At 66.0% G+C, this 16773-nt stretch carries 14 protein-coding genes; 10 read left to right on the top strand and 4 right to left on the bottom strand.

Features of this window, described 5'->3' with window-relative positions; all coding sequences use genetic code 11:
- The first annotated feature begins 52 nt into the window (after positions 1–52).
- A complete protein-coding gene (locus BTJ49_RS05830; RefSeq protein ID WP_113064407.1) occupies positions 53–958 on the top strand; it encodes a type II CAAX endopeptidase family protein in 906 nt (301 codons plus the stop codon).
- Between the two features lie 73 nt (positions 959–1031).
- On the opposite strand, the gene BTJ49_RS05825 is transcribed toward BTJ49_RS05830, so the two are convergent.
- Together BTJ49_RS05825 and BTJ49_RS05820 are read right to left on the bottom strand one after the other, a co-directional pair.
- On the bottom strand, positions 1032–3518 hold the full coding sequence (locus BTJ49_RS05825; RefSeq protein ID WP_113064581.1) for an acyl-CoA dehydrogenase: 2487 nt from the start codon (positions 3516–3518) through the stop codon (positions 1032–1034).
- Between the two features lie 84 nt (positions 3519–3602).
- Positions 3603–4400 (bottom strand): alpha/beta hydrolase, encoded by a 798-nt coding sequence (locus tag BTJ49_RS05820; protein WP_240601744.1) that lies wholly within the window; start codon positions 4398–4400, stop codon positions 3603–3605.
- A gap of 233 nt (positions 4401–4633) precedes the next feature.
- Here BTJ49_RS05820 and BTJ49_RS05815 point away from each other — a divergent pair, with 233 nt between their 5' ends.
- The 5 genes from BTJ49_RS05815 (at position 4634) to BTJ49_RS05795 (ending at position 9341) form a co-directional block, all read left to right on the top strand.
- Positions 4634–5212 carry a TetR/AcrR family transcriptional regulator gene (locus BTJ49_RS05815; protein ID WP_113064406.1) on the top strand — a complete coding sequence of 193 codons (579 nt, stop codon included), beginning with the start codon at positions 4634–4636 and terminating at the stop codon, positions 5210–5212.
- A 323-nt stretch (positions 5213–5535) separates the two neighbouring features.
- Positions 5536–7323: a phosphoenolpyruvate carboxykinase (GTP) gene (locus tag BTJ49_RS05810; RefSeq protein WP_113064579.1), complete on the top strand. Its 1788-nt coding sequence runs from the start codon at positions 5536–5538 to the stop codon at positions 7321–7323.
- A 109-nt stretch (positions 7324–7432) separates the two neighbouring features.
- Positions 7433–7981 (top strand): sigma-70 family RNA polymerase sigma factor, encoded by a 549-nt coding sequence (locus tag BTJ49_RS05805; RefSeq protein ID WP_113064405.1) that lies wholly within the window; start codon positions 7433–7435, stop codon positions 7979–7981.
- Entirely contained in the window at positions 7978–8403 is a 426-nt protein-coding gene (locus tag BTJ49_RS05800) for a hypothetical protein (RefSeq protein WP_113064404.1), read from the top strand. The genes BTJ49_RS05805 and BTJ49_RS05800 overlap by 4 nt, the downstream gene beginning before the upstream one ends.
- 41 nt (positions 8404–8444) lie before the next feature.
- Entirely contained in the window at positions 8445–9341 is an 897-nt protein-coding gene (locus tag BTJ49_RS05795; RefSeq protein ID WP_168184677.1) for a DUF4097 family beta strand repeat-containing protein, read from the top strand.
- Between the two features lie 30 nt (positions 9342–9371).
- Here BTJ49_RS05795 and BTJ49_RS05790 read toward each other — a convergent pair whose 3' ends face one another.
- The gene (locus BTJ49_RS05790) at positions 9372–10406 is read right to left on the bottom strand and encodes a hypothetical protein (protein ID WP_240601743.1); all 1035 of its coding nucleotides are present in this window, start codon (positions 10404–10406) and stop codon (positions 9372–9374) included.
- Positions 10407–10671: 265 nt separating this feature from the next.
- On the opposite strand from BTJ49_RS05790, the gene BTJ49_RS05785 reads away from it, so the two are divergent.
- Positions 10672–13503: an EAL domain-containing protein gene (locus tag BTJ49_RS05785; RefSeq protein WP_343125517.1), complete on the top strand. Its 2832-nt coding sequence runs from the start codon at positions 10672–10674 to the stop codon at positions 13501–13503.
- 9 nt (positions 13504–13512) lie between these two features.
- Here the strand turns inward: BTJ49_RS05785 and hslO are convergent, their stop codons facing one another.
- Positions 13513–14412, bottom strand: coding sequence for an Hsp33 family molecular chaperone HslO (hslO, locus tag BTJ49_RS05780; protein ID WP_113064401.1), 900 nt, complete (start codon positions 14410–14412; stop codon positions 13513–13515).
- 113 nt (positions 14413–14525) lie between these two features.
- On the opposite strand from hslO, the gene mtgA reads away from it, so the two are divergent.
- The 3 genes from mtgA (at position 14526) to BTJ49_RS05765 (ending at position 16763) form a co-directional block, all read left to right on the top strand.
- Positions 14526–15269, top strand: coding sequence for a monofunctional biosynthetic peptidoglycan transglycosylase (gene mtgA, locus BTJ49_RS05775; RefSeq protein WP_113064400.1), 744 nt, complete (start codon positions 14526–14528; stop codon positions 15267–15269).
- A gap of 27 nt (positions 15270–15296) precedes the next feature.
- The gene (locus BTJ49_RS05770) at positions 15297–16271 is read left to right on the top strand and encodes a glycosyltransferase family 2 protein (protein ID WP_113064399.1); all 975 of its coding nucleotides are present in this window, start codon (positions 15297–15299) and stop codon (positions 16269–16271) included.
- 63 nt (positions 16272–16334) lie between these two features.
- A complete protein-coding gene (locus BTJ49_RS05765; RefSeq protein WP_113064398.1) occupies positions 16335–16763 on the top strand; it encodes a CBS domain-containing protein in 429 nt (142 codons plus the stop codon).
- Positions 16764–16773 lie beyond the last annotated feature (10 nt).

Below are 16773 nucleotides of genomic sequence, written 5' to 3'. Positions count from 1 at the left end.
TGATGTCGAGTGCGGCTGCTAATCTGGCCACTCGACCATCAGGGGGACGGACATGTACAAGAACCTCGCCTTTCAGACGCCCGCCAACGCGAGCGGCTGGAAACGCTGGCTGATCTACTCCGCGCTGGCGCGACTGATCCTCTTCGCGCTGCTGTTCGTGGCCGCCGCGTTCCTCACCGGCATGGCCCTGCACCTGCTCGGATGGAGTCCATCCTCGGGCAATCCGAACATCAAGGGCTGGGCGCAGCTCATCATTCGCGCGCTGCCGGCCGTGATCGCCTACCTGATCCTGACGCGCGTCATCGAACGCCGATGGCCCGCCGAGCTGGCCTGGCGCAAGCTCCCCGCGCACTTTATCGGCGGCGTCCTGCTCGGCATGGCCCTGCTCAGCGTGGTCATCGGCATCCTGTGGCTGGCCGGCAGCTACCGCGTGCTGGGAACGAACGCCCAGGTGCCGTGGCTGGAGTCGATCCTGATGTTCGGCCTGGGCGCTGGTATCAGTGAGGAGATCATGTTCCGCGGCGCGCTGTTTCGCATCGTCGAGGAAAGCCTGGGCACATGGCTGGCGGTGCTGATCTCTGCGCTGGCCTTCGGCGCGATCCACCTGGGCAATCCCAACGCCACACTATGGAGCGGTCTGGCCATCGCCATCGAGGCCGGCGTGCTGTTCGGACTGGTCTATCACGTGACCCGCTCGCTGTGGCTGTGCATGGGGCTTCACGCTGCCTGGAACGTGATGGAGGGTCCGGTCTTCGGCACGCCGGTTTCCGGTCTTCCGCCGCACGGTTGGCTGCAGGCCGAACTGACCGGACCGAACTGGCTCAGTGGCGGCACCTTCGGTCCGGAAGCCTCGTTGATCACGCCGCTGTGCTGCCTCGCACTGGCCGGCGTGTTCCTGTTCATCGCGCTGCGCCGGAACAGCATCGTGCCGCCATTCTGGAAACGCCGCCCGGGCTGATCCAGGCGCCAGATACGACGATGCGCCTCCCGTTGCCGGAAGGCGCATCGTGCCCCTCTCTCCCCGCTTTCCCTCAAGCGGCCTGCTTGCTGCCCTTGCCGCTTTCCTTGCCGGACTTGCCGTCACGGACCTTGGCCGCGACCAGCTCCGACGGATCGAAGTCATCCACGTTGATGAACTCGAGCGTGGCGTCATGCACGCGCTGCAGCAGTTCGCGCTCGGCTTCGCTGATGGCCCCCTGCTGTTCAGCCTGCGCCAGCTTCTCGGTGTATTCGTGCGCGGTGATCTTGCCGCTCTTGAGCGCCTTCAGGAACTTGCGCTCGATCGGCTCGGCAGCGATCACGTCCGGCAGCAGGGCGTTCATGCGGCCGATCGCATTGTTCGCCGTCGGCGTCATGAACGACCACTCCAGCAGTCGCGTGCGCGCCTCGCTGGGACACATCAGCAGCGCCGCGACACGATGGCCGAGACGGTCGGACGGCGGCACTTCGCGCCGGCCGAACGGAAACACCAGCGCACGCAGCAGCCACGCCACCGGACGCACCGGGAAATTGCGGATCACGCCGTCCAGCGCCATCTGCATGCGCCACACGCAGGCATGGAACGCCCACGCCAGCAGCGGACGGTCGGCCTCGGGACGGCCGCTGTCCTCGTAGCGCTTCAGCATCGCGCTGGCGATGTAGAGGTAGCTGAGCACGTCGCCCAGACGCGCCGACAGTTTCTCCTTGAACTTCAGGCGCCCGCCCAGCACGCCCATCGACACATCGGCGCACAGCGCCAACGCGGCCGAATAGCGGTTGAGCTTGCGGTAGTAGCGGCGAGTGTAGGCATCGCCCGGTGCCTTGCCGATCTTGGCGTGGGTCAGACCCAGGGTGAACGCGCGCACGGCGTTGGAGAAACCGAAGCCGATGTGGCCGAATAGCGCGCGGTCGAAGGTCTTCAGGCGCTCCTTCTTGTCCTCGATGGACAACGCCTGCATCTCCTTCAGCACGTACGGATGACAGCGGATCGCGCCCTGACCGAAGATCATCAGGCTGCGCGTCATGATGTTGGCGCCTTCCACCGTGATGGCGATGGGCACGCCCTGCCACGCACGGCCGAGGTAGTTCGATGGACCAAGCTGGACGCCCTTGCCGCCATGCACATCCATCGCGTCGCGCGAGACCTCGCGGCCCCACTCGGTGGCGTGGTACTTGGCGATGGCCGACGGCACCGCCGGCTTTTCGCCGCGATCGACGGCGGCGGCCGTGGCGCGCGACAGCGCGGCCGTGGCGTAGGTGTAGCCGCCAATGCGCGCCAGCGCTTCCTCGACACCCTCGAACCGGCCGATGGCCAGGCCGAACTGCTTGCGGATGCGCGCGTACGCGCCCGTCGCCGCACTGGCCGCACGCACGCCGCCAGTGGCGTTGGACGGCAGCGAGATGGCGCGACCGACCGACAGGCACTCGACCAGCATGCGCCAGCCATGACCGGCCATGTCCGGACCGCCTATCAGCGTCGACAGCGGCACGAACACGTCCTTGCCGCGCACCGGGCCGTTCTGGAACGGCACGTTCAGCGGCAAGTGGCGGCGACCGACTTCCAGACCCTCGGTCTCGCGCGGAATCAGCGCCAGGGTGATGCCCAGATCCTCGGTCTCGCCGAGCAGGTGCTCGGGGTCGTACATGCGGAACGCCAGGCCGACGATGGTCGCGACCGGTGCCAGCGTAATGTAGCGCTTGTCGAAGGTCAGGCGGATGCCGAGCACTTCCTCACCCTCGTGCATCTGCTTGCAGACGATGCCGAAATCGGGAATCGAGGTGGCGTCGGAACCGGCGGTCGGGCCGGTCAGCGCGAAGCAGGGAATCTCGCGACCATCCGCCAGGCGCGGCAGGAAGTGATCTTTCTGCTCCTCGCTACCGTAATGCAGCAACAGTTCGGCCGGCCCCAGCGAATTCGGCACGGCGATGGTCGAGGCCGCCGTCGAGGAGATGCTGGCAACCTTCTGCAGCACCGCCGAATGCGCCAGCGCGGAAAATTCCAGGCCACCGTAGCGCTTCGGGATGATCATGCCGAAGAACTTGTTCTGCTTGATGAAATCCCAGACTTCCGGCGGCAGGTCGGCCAGCTCATGGGTAACCTGCCAGTCATCGAGCATGCCGCACAGCTCTTCCACCGGCCCGTCGAGGAAGGCTTGTTCCTCGGCAGACAGCTCGGGCTTGGGCTGCTTCAGCAATTCGGACCAATTCGGCTTGCCGGAGAACAACTCTCCTTCGAACCCGACCGTGCCGGCTTCCAGTGCCGTCTGCTCGGTGTCGGACAGCTTTGGCGTGACCTTGGCGAACATCTTCAGCAACGGCGCACTGATCCGAGTACGACGGAAGCTGTCGAGGTTCAGCGGCACCGCGATCAGGCCGAACAAGATCAGCGTGACGACGGTGGCGACCGGCGCGTAGGCGATCAGACCGAACACCACAATGGCGACTGCGGTCACTGCGGTCCAGGTACGCAACCCGGCGCGCTGATAGGCGCATACGCCGGAGGCGATCAGGGCGGCCAGAAGAGGAATGAAGGCGGACATGTCTATCACCTGTGCTTCTTCGTTGCCGGCTCCGGAGAGCCGTACGTTCATCGTGCCATGGCGGAATGTTCCGCCGCAGCGGTTTCAGGCCGCCCCGGAGGGCTGGCCCATCATGGAGTGCTCCCGCTCCGCACCGACGCCGATGAAATCGACGATGGCGCGGGTGAAGGCATCGTTGGCGTCGCCGGCGACCATGTGCGTGGCGCGCGGCAACTCGATGTGCCGCGCATGCGGCACCAATTCGAGAAATTCGTCGATGGTCCGTTGCGAAACCACATCGCTGCGGGCACCAGACAGCAGCAGCACCGGCAATTTCACGCGGCGCGTGGCCTCGATCAGGCGCGGCTGATGGCGTTCGCCTTCCTCGGCAATCGGCTGCAGCATGCGCGGATCCCAGTGCCAGCGCAGACGACCGTCCTCACCGCGCCGCAGCAACGGCTGCAGCTGTTCGGCACTCTTGCGCCCGCGTCGGTGCGGCAGATAGGCGGCAATGGCCTGCGCGGCCTCGTCGTAGTCGCCGAAGCCATCCGGCCAGGCGCGCATGAAATCGAGGATGCGCGCCACGCCCGAGGTCTCCCAACGCGGCGTGATGTCGACCAGGACCAGCGCCGAGAACGGCGGCACATCGGATTCGCCCGTAACCGCAAGCCCCAGCAGGCCGCCCATTGAGGCGCCGACCAGAATCGGCTTATGCGGTTGCGCCTCGGCCACCGCGCGCAGGTCGTCGAAGAACTGCTGCATGTGGTATCCGTCATCCGGCCGTCCGCTGCCGCCATGCCCACGCGCGTCGAAGCTGACGCAGCGACATCCCGTCACGGCCATGGCGTCGGCCGTGGCCGACCAGGCGTGCCGCGTCTGTCCGAAGCCATGTGCGAACAGCACGCACGGAGCCCCCTCCGGATTGCGCACTTCAGCAGCCAAACGAATTCCACCCGCACCTTCGATGTGCGTTTTCCGGACGTGTTCGCGCTGGTCGCCTAGTTCCACCATACGCATGAGTATGTAAGCCCCGGGGCAGCACTGTCAATGCGCATGCGTATGGTTCCGCTCCCGACGCACCGTGCGCCGACGCACGTAGTGATTGCATCCCGCCCCGGAGCGGCTAGCATGAACGCATGAATGCCCGACAGAAGACCGAACGCACGCGCCTTTCCGCCGAAGACTGGGAACTTGGCGCCCTGGAGCTGATCGCCGAAAGCGGCGTGAACGCACTGGCCGTGGAAGCCCTGGCGCGACGCCTGGGCGTTACCAAGGGCAGCTTCTACTGGCATTTCCGCAATCGCGAGGCCCTGCTGCTGGCGGCGCTGGAACGCTGGGAACAGCACGACGAGGCCGACGTGCTGGCGCAGATCGAACCCATCGACGACCCGCGCGAACGCCTGCGCGAGATCTTCCATCGCGTCGCCCGTGAAGTGCCGTCGCATCGCATCTACGCCGCCCTGCTCAAGGCACTGGACCATCCTGTAGTGCTGCCACTGATGACGCGCGTGTCGCAGCGACGCATCCAGTTTCTCACCGAGGCCTACCTGCAGGCTTCCATGCCGCCGGAAGAAGCCGCCCACCGCGCGCGCCTGGCCTATGCCGCCTTCGTCGGTTTCCTGCAGCTGAACCTCGCGTTGGGCATGCCGCGCCTCAGTCACGAGGAATTCGACGCCTACGTCGAGCACGTGGCCGAAACCCTGATTCCCCACTAGGCGCGCCCGAACAACGCTGCGTGTCCGAACGCTTTCCCCGGTTTCCAGTGAGCGCCACTCAGCCCGCCCCGAACCGGCATGTCCGGGCCAGCCCCCGTCCCTTCGCGCAACGGCGTGGCCACAAAGCCCCCCGATCCGGCTCGTGCGCACGGAATCGACGAAAATCGCACAAATGGCTTCCCGTCACGATTGCAAACGTTTCCATGCAAATCATGCGGCGGCGCGTCGTGCACGCACTTGTTGCAATAGCATGACCGGGCGACTACCGTTCCGCCTTTCTCGCGCCTATGCGCCCCGGTTATGTCTACGCGGACGGGATCGTCATGACGAGCAAGCTGGCATCACTGAATCAGTGGGTGGACGAAGTCGCCGCACTGACCACCCCTGAAAAGATCCACTGGTGCGACGGCTCCGAAGCCGAAAACCAGGCCCTGGTCGAGCTCATGCTCGAACGCGGCGATCTGATCGAACTGAATCAGGACACCCACCCTGGCTGCTACCTGCACCGTTCCGACCCCAAGGACGTGGCGCGCGTGGAGAAGCTGACCCTGGTCTGCCACCCGAACCGCGAAGACGCCGGCCCCAACAACCAGTGGATGGCGCCGGACGAGGCCAACGCCAAGATCGACGCGCTGTTCGAAGGCTGCATGAAGGGTCGCACGATGTATGTGGTGCCCTACTGCATGGGTCCGATCGGTTCGCCGATCGCGCGCTGCGGCGTGGAGATCACCGACAGCCCGTACGTGGTCGCCAACATGCGCATCATGACGCGCATGGGCAAGGCCGCGCAGGAGCGCATCGAGCGCGAAGGTTCGTTCGTGAAGGGGCTTCATTCGACCGGCGAGCTCGATCCCGAGCGCCGCTGGATCATGCACTTCCCGGAAGAGCTGAGCATCAAGTCCTACGGCTCCGGCTACGGCGGCAACGCGCTACTGGGCAAGAAATGCCACGCACTGCGCATCGCCAGCCATCAGGCCCGCACCGAAGGCTGGCTGGCCGAGCACATGCTGATCGTCGGCATCGAGAACCCGCAGGGCCAGATCCACTACGTCGCCGCGGCGTTCCCGTCGGCCTGCGGCAAGACCAATCTGGCGATGCTGATTCCGCCCGAGGGCTACCGCAACAACGGCTGGAAGATCTGGACCGTCGGCGACGACATCTGCTGGATGACGCCGGGCGAGGACGGTCGCCTGTGGGCGATCAACCCGGAAGCCGGCTACTTCGGCGTGGCGCCGGGCACCAGCGCCAAGACCAACCCGAATGCGCTGGCGATGCTCGACCGCAACGCCATCTTCACCAACGTGGCGGTCACGGCGGACATGCAGCCGTGGTGGGAAGGCCTGCCCGACGGCAAGCCCGTCAAGGACTGGCAAGGTCGCGACGTCGATCCGGCCAACGGCCCGGCCGCGCACCCCAATTCCCGCTTCACCGTCTCTGCGAGCCAGTGCCCGAGCTGGTCACCGGAAGCCGAGTCCTCGCAGGGCGTGCCGATCTCGGCCATCGTCTTCGGCGGACGCCGGCAGTCGTTGGTGCCGCTGGTGTTCGAGGCCCGCGACTGGACGCACGGCGTGCTGGTCGGCGCCTCGATGGCCTCGGAAACCACCGCCGCAGCCACCGGCCAGGTCGGCGTAGTGCGTCGCGACCCGATGGCGATGAAACCGTTCTGCGGCTACAACTTCGCCGACTACTTCGCGCACTGGCTATCGTTCGACACGCCGGATGCGAAGCTGCCGAAGATTTTCCACGTCAACTGGTTCCGCAAGAACGCCGACGGCAAGTTCCTGTGGCCCGGCTTCGGCGAGAACATGCGCGTGCTGGAGTGGATGCTCAAGCGCGTGACCGGCCAGGCCGAGGGCGTGGCATCGCCGATCGGCACCCTGCCCGCCGACGGTGAGCTGAACCTGGACGGCCTGGGCCTGGACGACGACGCCGTGGCCGAGCTGTTCGCCGTCGATCGTGACGGCTGGCGCGACGAAATGGTCGCCATCGGTGAATATCTGGACAGCTACGGCGACCGCATGCCGGCGGCGCTGAAGGCCGAGCGCCAGCGTGTCGCCGATGCGCTGGACGCCGCCGAAGCCGCCCCCGCGCAGAAGAAGGTCGCCTCCTAGGACCTGCTCGATCGCCGCCTCGCAACGAGGCGGCGATGCAAACCCATTTGCCGCGGGGCGCATCAAAGCTGGCACGATGAACGCCAGTTGCCTACTCCAACCCGCGAGCATGCCCGCAGACGCCACCACCGAGACGTCCGACAGCGACCTGGTGCACGCCGCCGTGCGCGGTGACGCCAGCGCCTTCGAGTCGCTGTATCGGCGTCATGTGCCGCGCATCTACGGCACGGTCCTGCGCCTGTCCGGCTATGACCACGGCCGCGCCGAGGAACTGGTGCAGGAATCCTTCGTCACAGCCTGGCGCAAGCTCGAAGGTTTCCGTCACCAGAGTACCTTCGGCACCTGGATGTATCGCCTGGCCGTGAACACGGCACTGATGGCGCTGCGCTCGCGGGCCGCCAACCCGGTCACCGATCTCGACAGCGACCAACTGCCGGAAACCTGCGAGGAACCCTTCTGCCCCGCCGAACGCGAGGAACTGGAGCGCGCCATCGCGAACCTTCCACCGCGCGCCCGCGCCGTGCTGGTGCTGCACGACGTCGAAGGCTGGCGACACGGCGACATCGCCGAAGAACTCGGCATCGCCAGCGGCACCTCCAAGGCCCAATTGCATCGAGCGCGCGCGCTGCTGCGCGACGCGCTGGGAGATCGACCATGAACGAATTCGAATGGCTGCGCCAGACCCGCGACCTGAACCAACCGCATGCCCCGCAGCGCGACCTGTGGGCCGGCATTGCCGCACAACTCGAACCGCGCGCACCCGCGACGCGCGCACCTCGCGCATGGCTGCCGATGACCGCCGCGGCCGCGATGATCCTGATCGGCCTTTTCCTGGGCACGGCACTGCTGCGCGCGCCGACTTCGCTGTACGACGGCACACACCTGGCCAGCGATCACGGCCAGCGCTGGAAACCGCGTGATCCGCGCCTGGCCGGCGCCGCCATTGAGTTCCAGGCCGCCGACAGTGAAATCCGCCTGGCCCTGCAGCAGGCACCGGATGCCGCCTTCCTGCGCCGCATCCAGCAACGCACCCATGTCCAGCAATGGCGCCTGCAACGCTATACGCAGCGCGCGCCCTGACCGCCATTCCGAAACACACGCTCCCCGAGGAGGAATCCACCATGAAACGACTGCTCGTACTTCCACTCCTGCTGTTCAGCGCCATCGCGCTGGCCGGCCAGCCCATCGATCAGACCCGCGACCTCGCCGCCGACGGTCACGTCAAGATCGTCAACGTGAAAGGCTCAATCCAGGTCACCACGTGGGACCGCAACCAGGTGCACGTCGGCGGCACCCTCGGCAAGGGATCACCGGGACTTCAGGTCGAGAAGGACGGCGACACGCTACTGATCAAGGTGAAGACACCCGAAAAATCAGGACTGTTCCACTGGGGCGGCGATGACAACATGGAACCGAGCACGCTCGACGTACAGGTGCCGCGCGGCGCCTCCGTGGCGGTCGATGCCGTCAGCGCGACCACCGACATCCGCGGACTCTCTGGCGGCACGGTCGACGTGAACAGCGTCAGCGGCGATGTGCGCATCGACGCCGACAGCCCGAAGGTCAGCGTGGACGCCGTGAGCGCGCGCGTGGAGCTCTCCGGCGCCATGCAGCAGGCCGACATCCAGACGGTCAGCGGCGACATCATCGCGCCCAAGGTCGCGCAGCGCGGCGACCTTGAGACCGTGTCCGGCGAAATCCGGCTTCACGGTGGCCCGTTCGCGAAGATCTCCATGAACACCGTGTCCGGAGACGTCGAAGTCGACGGTGGTCTGCAGAAGGACGGACACATCGAGGTCGACTCGGTCAGCGGCGACGTCAAGCTGCGCCTTCCGGCCACCCTCTCCGCGCAGATGCGCGTATCGACCTTCAGCGGCGACATCCGCTCGGCCTTCGGTCAGGTGATCGAGAAGGCACACGGTCCCGGCTCCTCGCTCAACAGCCGCATTGGCCAGGGCGACGGCAACATCGATGTGCAGACCTTCAGCGGCGACGTGAAGATCGAGAAGAACGACTGATGGGAACCCGCCCGGAGCGGACGGTGGCGATTACAGATCCTGGTGGTACTGCACGTACGGGATCCGCGACTGATCCGGCTCCGGGCCTTCGACCGGCTTGGGCGCCTGTCCCGAAGACCAGAGATTCTGTGCGCCGAAGCGCAGCTCGCCCTGCCAGGGCAGTCGCCAAGTAACACCCAGATCGATGGTGGCCCAATGGCGCTCGGGACCCATCGACAACGACGCGGCATCGCCGGAGCCCGGCACGGGCTGCAGCATGCGCCCGGTGATGCGACCACTGAGCGGCCCGCTGTCCACCCCCAGACTGAGCGAACGCTGTCCCAGGGTGTTCACACCGAGCAGATTGCCCGGAAGCAGACGGATCCGACCGACGCTCGCGCCCAGGTCGATACCGGTCTGACTGCCCAATGCGACGCGACCACGCGCGGCGACATTGGTGCTGCGATCGAGCGACCACAACGGCAGCACGTCCGTCGGCGACTGCGGCAGCACGCGCGGCAGCAACGGCGAGGTGGCAACGCTCGGACGAGTGCTGTTGAACAGCACATCGAAGCGGTAACCACTGCCGCTGTAGCTGGCGCCAATCTCGCCGCTGAGCAAACGCGCCGCGTTCAGGGTGTTGGCATCCGGGCAGCCGATGCCCTCGGCCGGCGTGCAGGTACGCACCGGCTTCGGCGTCAACCAGCTGTGCTGCGCAAGCTGAGCGTAGGCCGCCACGTGCGGACCGATGTCATAACGCAGTCCGGAGCTGTACCCCTGACTGACGTCGACGACCCGGAAATCCAGTGCGCCGGGCACGCCTGCTTGCGGTGCATCCGAAGACCCCACCAGCGCCAGCATGCGCCCATCGGCGTCACGCCAGAGCGGCAGCAGCATGTTGCCCTGACTGTCGACACGCTGAAGGCTGCGGTAGGCCGCCACATGCTCGGCCGCGGCCTTGGTCGGGGAAACGCCGTCCAGCGTCTGCCCTGCCGCAACCAACGGCACAAGCATCATCAAGCTGGAAAGCATTCTGCGCATCAGCGCCCCCGGATCGTGTCGATTCTTCTGACCACGCGTGAACACGGACGTTCCTCGCGCAGCATCCCTCGCTTTCGATTATACGCATCTTTACCTTTTACTAACAGATGATGAAGATCTCAGTTCATTGGCCTCGAACAGGTGTATCAGGCAATGTGAGACATTGCGCACAATCCCGCCGTATCGCGACATCCGCGTAGATGCCGGTATACACTGCCGAGGCCGATACCTGTCACCCTGTGCTATGACCTCAGCCGCCCAAACCCGCGCTGCCACGCCGGTTCTGTCCGAGGCGAAAGCGCTCCACTTCATGATCGAACGCCTGTTCGACTCTGAAGACGCGCAGGCTGTGGCCGATATCGTCGCGGAGGTCCTGGCGCCAATCGACGGTCTGCATGTCTATTGGCTCGAAGAACCGCTCGAAGCGCTCGAAAAGGCGCCCGAGGACCGCACCCTGCGTTTGGGCCATGACCCGCGGGGACAACGCACCCTGATGGCACGTCTGCCGACGACGCTCGACAGCGACGATCATGCCCAGTTGGCCTGGCTGGCCAAACTGGTCGACGTGCGCCTGCATCAGCAGGCCGAGCTGAGTCACCTGTACGACGCCGTCTCCCGCCTGGCCCAGGCCGAGCGCCTGCAACGCGCGCTGTTCGCCATCGCCAACCAGGCCAGCGCCGTGCACGACATGGACGAGACCATGCACGCCCTGCATGGCATCGTCGGCTCACTGATGTATGCGGAGAATTTCTACATCGCGCTGTACGACAGCCAGCGCGATGCCCTGCGTTTCGCCTACTACGCCGACACCACCGATACCGACCCGCCGCCGCCGGATACCTACCTGTCGATGGACAGCATCCGGGAGAGCGTGACCTGGTATCTGATTCGCGAAGGCCATGCGCTGTACGGCAACCTCGAACAGATCCGTGCGCAGGTCCAGGGCGACCTGCACCCGAGCGGGCCGCCGCCGGTCGACTGGCTGGGCGTACCGCTGCTGCGCGGCAGCGAAGTGGTCGGCGGCCTGGTGGTGCAGAGCTACCACGAACACGCACGCTACACCGAGCAGGACCGCGAACTGCTGGCCTACGTGGCCCAGCACGTACAGACCGCACTCGAACGTCGCGAAGCACACGCGGATCTGGAGCGGCGCGTTGCCGAACGCACCGAAGCCCTGCGCAACGCCAATCGCGTGCTGCAGCAGCAGGTCATCGAACGCCAGCGCGGCGAGCGCCTGCAGACCGCGCTGTTCCGCATCGCCGAGCTGGCCAACACCACCGACAGTCTCGACGACTTCTACGCCGCCGTGCACCGCGTCGTGGGCGGCCTGCTCTATTCGCGCAACTTCTACATCGCCCTGCTCAGCGACGACGGTCGCAAGCTCGACTTCCCCTATTCGGTGGACGAAATCGACGCCGACCGTCGGCAGCGCTCGCTGGGGCGCGGCCTGACCGAGTACGTGCTGCGCCACGGCGAGGCGCTTCTGGCCGACCGCGCGCGCATGCAGGAGATGACGCAACAACGCGAACTGATTCCCAGCGGCAGCAATGCCTTCTGCTGGCTCGGTGTGCCGCTGATCTGCGAAGAGAAGACTGTCGGCGTGCTGGCCGTGCAGAGCTACACGCCCGAGTACGTCTACAAGAAACCTGACCAGGAACTGCTGACCTTCGTCGGCTACCACATCGCCAACGCCCTGCAGCGCAAGCGCAGCGCGGAATCGCTGAAGAAGGCCTATTCCAGCCTGGAACGCCGCGTCACCGAGCGCACCCGCGCGCTGGCCCTGGCCAACCGCGATCTGCGCGAACAGATTTCCGAACGCGAACGCATCGAACGGCGGCTGAAATACGAAACCCTGCATGACGCGCTGACCGGCCTGCCCAATCGCGCCCTGTTGCTGCAACGCCTGGAACAGGCGCTGCGCCGCTACCACGAGGACGAGAGCAGGCGCTTTGCCGTACTGTTCATCGATCTGGACCGTTTCAAGGTCATCAATGACTCCGTCGGCCATCTGATCGGCGACGACCTGCTGTTCCAGGTCGGCGGCCGCATCCGCACCTGCGTGAAGAGCGACGATATCGTCGCGCGCCTGGGTGGCGACGAGTTCGCCGTACTGCTGGAAAGCGTGGGCGACGAACCCTCTGTGTTCCGCGTCGCCGAACGCATCATCTCCGAACTGAACAACCCGATCCGCGTCGGCGGCAAGGAAATGTTCACCTCCGCATCCATCGGCATCACGCTCAGCGCACCGCATTACCGCCGCGCCGAGGAACTGCTGCGCGACGCCGACTCGGCCATGTACAGCGCCAAGGCTTCCGGCCGCCACCGCGCCGCGTGGTTCGACGACCGCCTGCGCCGCAATGCGCTGTCGGTCCTGGAAATCGAGGGCGACCTGCGCCGCGCGATGACGCGCAACGAATTCGAACCGTTCTTCCAGCCCATCGTGCATCTGGATGACGGCCGCATCCTCGGCTACGAGGCATTGATGCGATGGCGCCACCCCGAACGCGGTCTGCTGCTGCCCGGCGCCTTCCTCACCGTGGCCGAGGACAGCGGATGCATCGAGGCCATCGACTGGCAGATCTTCGAGCAGGTCTTTGCACACGCTCCAACGCTGACCCGCGACGGCGCCTTCGTCAGCATCAATGTCTCCGGCCGCCACCTTCGCATGAAGGACATCGACCACCGGCTGCTGTCGCTGCTCGACGAACACGGGGTCGCACCGAAGAACCTGCGCATCGAGGTCACCGAACGCACGCTGCTGGAGAACCCCGAGCAGATCAAACTGACCCTGGACCGCCTGCGCGACCATGGGATCGCCATCGCACTGGACGACTTCGGAACCGGCTACTCGTCGCTGAGCTATCTGCACCAGTATCCGATCGGCGTGCTGAAGATCGACCGCTCCTTCACGGCGCGCATCGACACCAGCGATGACGCCGACAAGCAGGGCGCGGCGATCTTCCGCGCCATCCAGGCGCTGGCCGACTCGATGCAGATGCAGGTGATCGTCGAGGGCGTGGAGAACGGCGCCCAGCGCGACCTGCTGCTGGAACTCGGTTGCCGCTACGGCCAGGGCTTCCTGTACTCGGGCGCCGAACCGGCCGAGCACTGGCTGTCGCGCGGCGCGACCGGTCTGTCGTGACGCGCTGCCTCAGTGGCTGCGCGTCGACGCCGGCGCGTCCGGCATCTCGCTGAAGACGCGCTCGATGTCCACGCGGTCGTAGCGATACTGCGCCGCGCAGAACTCGCAGGTCACCTCGACCTCGCCATCATTGGCCTGCAGCGCGGCCTCGGCTTCCTCCGTGCCCAGCGCGCGCAGCATCGCCTCCACGCGCTGCGCGGAACAGCTGCAGCCGAACGCCAGCGGGCGCGGCTCGAACACACGCACGTTCTCCTCGTGGTACAGCCGGTACAGCAGCGTCTGCGCTGGCAGTTCCAGCAATTCCTTCTCGCTCAGCGTCGCCGTCAGATGCTGCACGCGATCCCAGCCGTCGGCGTCGCCCTGCACGCCCGTGCCGCCCTCGGCGGGCATGCGCTGCAACAGCAGGCCTGCCGCGCCGTGCTCGCCGACCGCCAGCACCAGATGCGCCGGAAGCTGTTCGGAGCGCATGAAATAATCTTCCAGCGCCGCCCCCAGCCCCGCACTCTCCAGCGGTACCAGCCCCTGATAGCGGTGGCCGGTCTCGACGTTGCCGATGGTGATCGCCAACGTGGCGCCGGGCAGCGCCGACAAGTCGATGGCCTCATGATCGGCCGCCGCTTCGTCGTGCCGCGCCAGGCCGCGCAGACGGCCGGCATCCGTGCACTCGGCGAACAGCAGGCGCAGATCGCCGCGGCTCTTCAATTCCAGCGAAAGCGCGCCGTCGAACTTGATCTGACCGGTGAGCAGCGCACTGGCGGTCAGACTCTCGCCCAGCAGACGGCGCACGGCCTGCGGGTAGTCGGCGCGACCGGCCACCTCGCTCCAGCTTTCGTTCAGACGCACCAGCACGCCGCGCACACCGGCGCGCTCGAGCAGGAAACGGTGCAGTACATCGCGTTCTTCGGTCACGGCAATTCTCCCAAAGCGCGCATACGTGGGGGCATCTGCGCGGGTTCGCAAGATCGGTATGCCAAGGATAACGGCTCGGCCGGCATTCACATGCGTCCTTTACACTTGGAGCGATGAAATCCGGCAAACGGCCTCTGTGGAAACGACTGCTCCGCGGCGCCCTCTGGGCGTTGCTGATCTGGTTCGTGGTGACCGAGTCGATGGTGCTCGTCCTGCGCTTCGTCCCGCCGTGGACGAGCGCCTTCATGGTCGAGCGCCAGCTCAGCGCCTGGCGTCACGGCGAGAAGGATTTCCACCTGCGTTATCACTGGGTGCCGTGGTCCAAGATCAGCAAGCAGGTGCCGCTGGCGATGGTCGCCTCCGAGGACCAGAAATTTCCCTTCCACCACGGCTTCGACGTGGCCTCGATCCAGAAGGCCATCGACACGGCCGAGGACGGCGGTCGCCTGCGCGGCGCCAGCACCATCAGCCAGCAGACCGCCAAGAACCTGTTCCTGTGGGGCGGACGCAGCTTCTTCCGCAAGGGCCTGGAAGCCTATTTCACCGTCCTGCTCGAAACGACCTGGCCGAAGCGGCGCATCCTCGAGGTGTACGTCAACATCGCCGAACTCGGCAACGGCATCTACGGCGTGGACGCCGCCAGTCACGCCTACTGGCATACCGATCCGTCGCAGCTGAACAGCTACCAGGGCGCATTGCTGGCCGCCGTCCTGCCCAATCCGCGGCGCATGCACGCCGACCGCCCGTCCGCTTACGTGCAGCGGCGCGTGGCCTGGATCCAGCAGCAGATGACGCAACTGGGCGGCACCGCCTACGTGACCGAAAAGCATCCCCCGCACCCACGCGCGCAGCCATAGCCCCGTTCGCATGGCAGAATCGACGCCATGACCGAAACCACTCCTCAGTCCACGCTGACCGTCGTGGTGCCTGCCTACAACGAAGGCGACGGACTGCTCGCCTTCCACCAGCGCGTGCGCCCGGTACTCGACTCGCTCGATCTGGATAGCCGCGTGCTGTACGTGGACGACGGAAGCCGCGATGACACCTGGGACACGATTTGCGGCATCGCCGCGGAAGATGCGCGAACCGGCGGCATGCGCCTGTCGCGCAATTTCGGCAAAGAAGCCGCACTGAGCGCAGGACTGGATCACGCCGACGCCGACGCCGTGGTGGTGATCGACGCCGACCTGCAGGACCCGCCGGAACTCATTCCCCAACTGGTCGAGCAATGGCGTGCCGGCTTCGACGTGGTCTACGCCACGCGCAGCGCACGCGAGGGCGAGAGCCGATTCAAACGCTTCACGGCGGCCGCCTTCTATCGCGTCATGGAGCGGCTTTCCGACACCCCGCTGCCGCGCGACACCGGCGATTTTCGACTGCTTTCGCGACAGGCCGTGCTGGCGCTGCGCGAGCTGCCCGAACGCCAGCGCTTCATGAAAGGGCTGTTCGCCTGGATCGGTTACCGACAGACCGGCGTCACCTATCGTCGCCATCCGCGCCACGAAGGCCAGAGCAAATGGAACTACTGGCGCCTGCTCAACCTGGCCGTGGAAGGCATCACTTCGTTTTCCGTGGCACCCCTGCGCCTGGCGACCTGGATCGGTTTCGGCTCGGCGACGATGGCCTTCGTCTACGGCATCTGGGTGCTGCTGAAGGCCCTGATATGGGGCGATCCAGTGCGCGGCTACCCGACACTGATCCTGGTGATCCTGTTCCTCGGCGGCGTGCAGCTGCTGGCCCTCGGCGTGATCGGCGAATACCTCGGACGCATGTATGCCGAAAGCAAGCAACGCCCGCTGTATTTCGTGCAGGAACAGCTTCCGACCACAACCGAAACACCGCCCCGCAGCGACTCGTGACCCGGACGCCGGGATCGCGCTAGACTCGCAGTCGACCGCCACCGGCCGCCACGGGAGCAGCGCATGCAGCACGTCAGGCATCTGTTGGAATCGAAGGGCAACCAGGTCTACAGCGTGCAACCGGACACGCCCGTGCTCGACGCCATCAAGCAGATGGCCGAACGCGGCATCGGCGCGCTGCTGGTGCTACGCGGCGATGCCCTGGCCGGCATCGTTTCCGAACGCGACTACGCACGCAAGGTCATCCTTCGCGGCCGCGCCTCGTCCAGTACGTCGGTCAGCGAGATCATGAGCGCCAACGTCCTCACCATTGGCCCCGATGCCAGCGTCGAGGAATGCATGCGCCTGTGCACCGACAGCCGAGTGCGCCACCTGCCGGTGATCGAGAATGGCCGCATCATCGGCGTGGTATCGATCGGCGATCTGGTGAAAGCGGTGATCGACGATCAGGCGCAGGAAATCGAGCACCTGCAGCGCTACATCGTCAGCTGATCCAGCGCCG

It is taken from the genome of Oleiagrimonas sp. MCCC 1A03011, from assembly GCF_003267965.1.
Lineage (GTDB): Bacteria > Pseudomonadota > Gammaproteobacteria > Xanthomonadales > Rhodanobacteraceae > Oleiagrimonas > Oleiagrimonas citrea.
This window is presented reverse-complemented; position numbering and strand designations above follow the sequence as displayed.

What these genes read in the sequence shown, in the direction of transcription:
- BTJ49_RS05830 (WP_113064407.1), top strand. Translation starts at nt 53, where the DNA reads ATGTACAAGAACCTCGCCTTTCAGACGCCCGCCAACGCGAGCGGCTGG.
- BTJ49_RS05825 (WP_113064581.1), bottom strand. Translation starts at nt 3,518, where the DNA reads ATGTCCGCCTTCATTCCTCTTCTGGCCGCCCTGATCGCCTCCGGCGTA.
- BTJ49_RS05815 (WP_113064406.1), top strand. Translation starts at nt 4,634, where the DNA reads ATGAATGCCCGACAGAAGACCGAACGCACGCGCCTTTCCGCCGAAGAC.
- BTJ49_RS05810 (WP_113064579.1), top strand. Translation starts at nt 5,536, where the DNA reads ATGACGAGCAAGCTGGCATCACTGAATCAGTGGGTGGACGAAGTCGCC.
- BTJ49_RS05805 (WP_113064405.1), top strand. Translation starts at nt 7,433, where the DNA reads ATGCCCGCAGACGCCACCACCGAGACGTCCGACAGCGACCTGGTGCAC.
- BTJ49_RS05800 (WP_113064404.1), top strand. Translation starts at nt 7,978, where the DNA reads ATGAACGAATTCGAATGGCTGCGCCAGACCCGCGACCTGAACCAACCG.
- BTJ49_RS05795 (WP_168184677.1), top strand. Translation starts at nt 8,445, where the DNA reads ATGAAACGACTGCTCGTACTTCCACTCCTGCTGTTCAGCGCCATCGCG.
- BTJ49_RS05785 (WP_343125517.1), top strand. Translation starts at nt 10,672, where the DNA reads ATGATCGAACGCCTGTTCGACTCTGAAGACGCGCAGGCTGTGGCCGAT.
- mtgA (WP_113064400.1), top strand. Translation starts at nt 14,526, where the DNA reads ATGAAATCCGGCAAACGGCCTCTGTGGAAACGACTGCTCCGCGGCGCC.
- BTJ49_RS05770 (WP_113064399.1), top strand. Translation starts at nt 15,297, where the DNA reads ATGACCGAAACCACTCCTCAGTCCACGCTGACCGTCGTGGTGCCTGCC.
- BTJ49_RS05765 (WP_113064398.1), top strand. Translation starts at nt 16,335, where the DNA reads ATGCAGCACGTCAGGCATCTGTTGGAATCGAAGGGCAACCAGGTCTAC.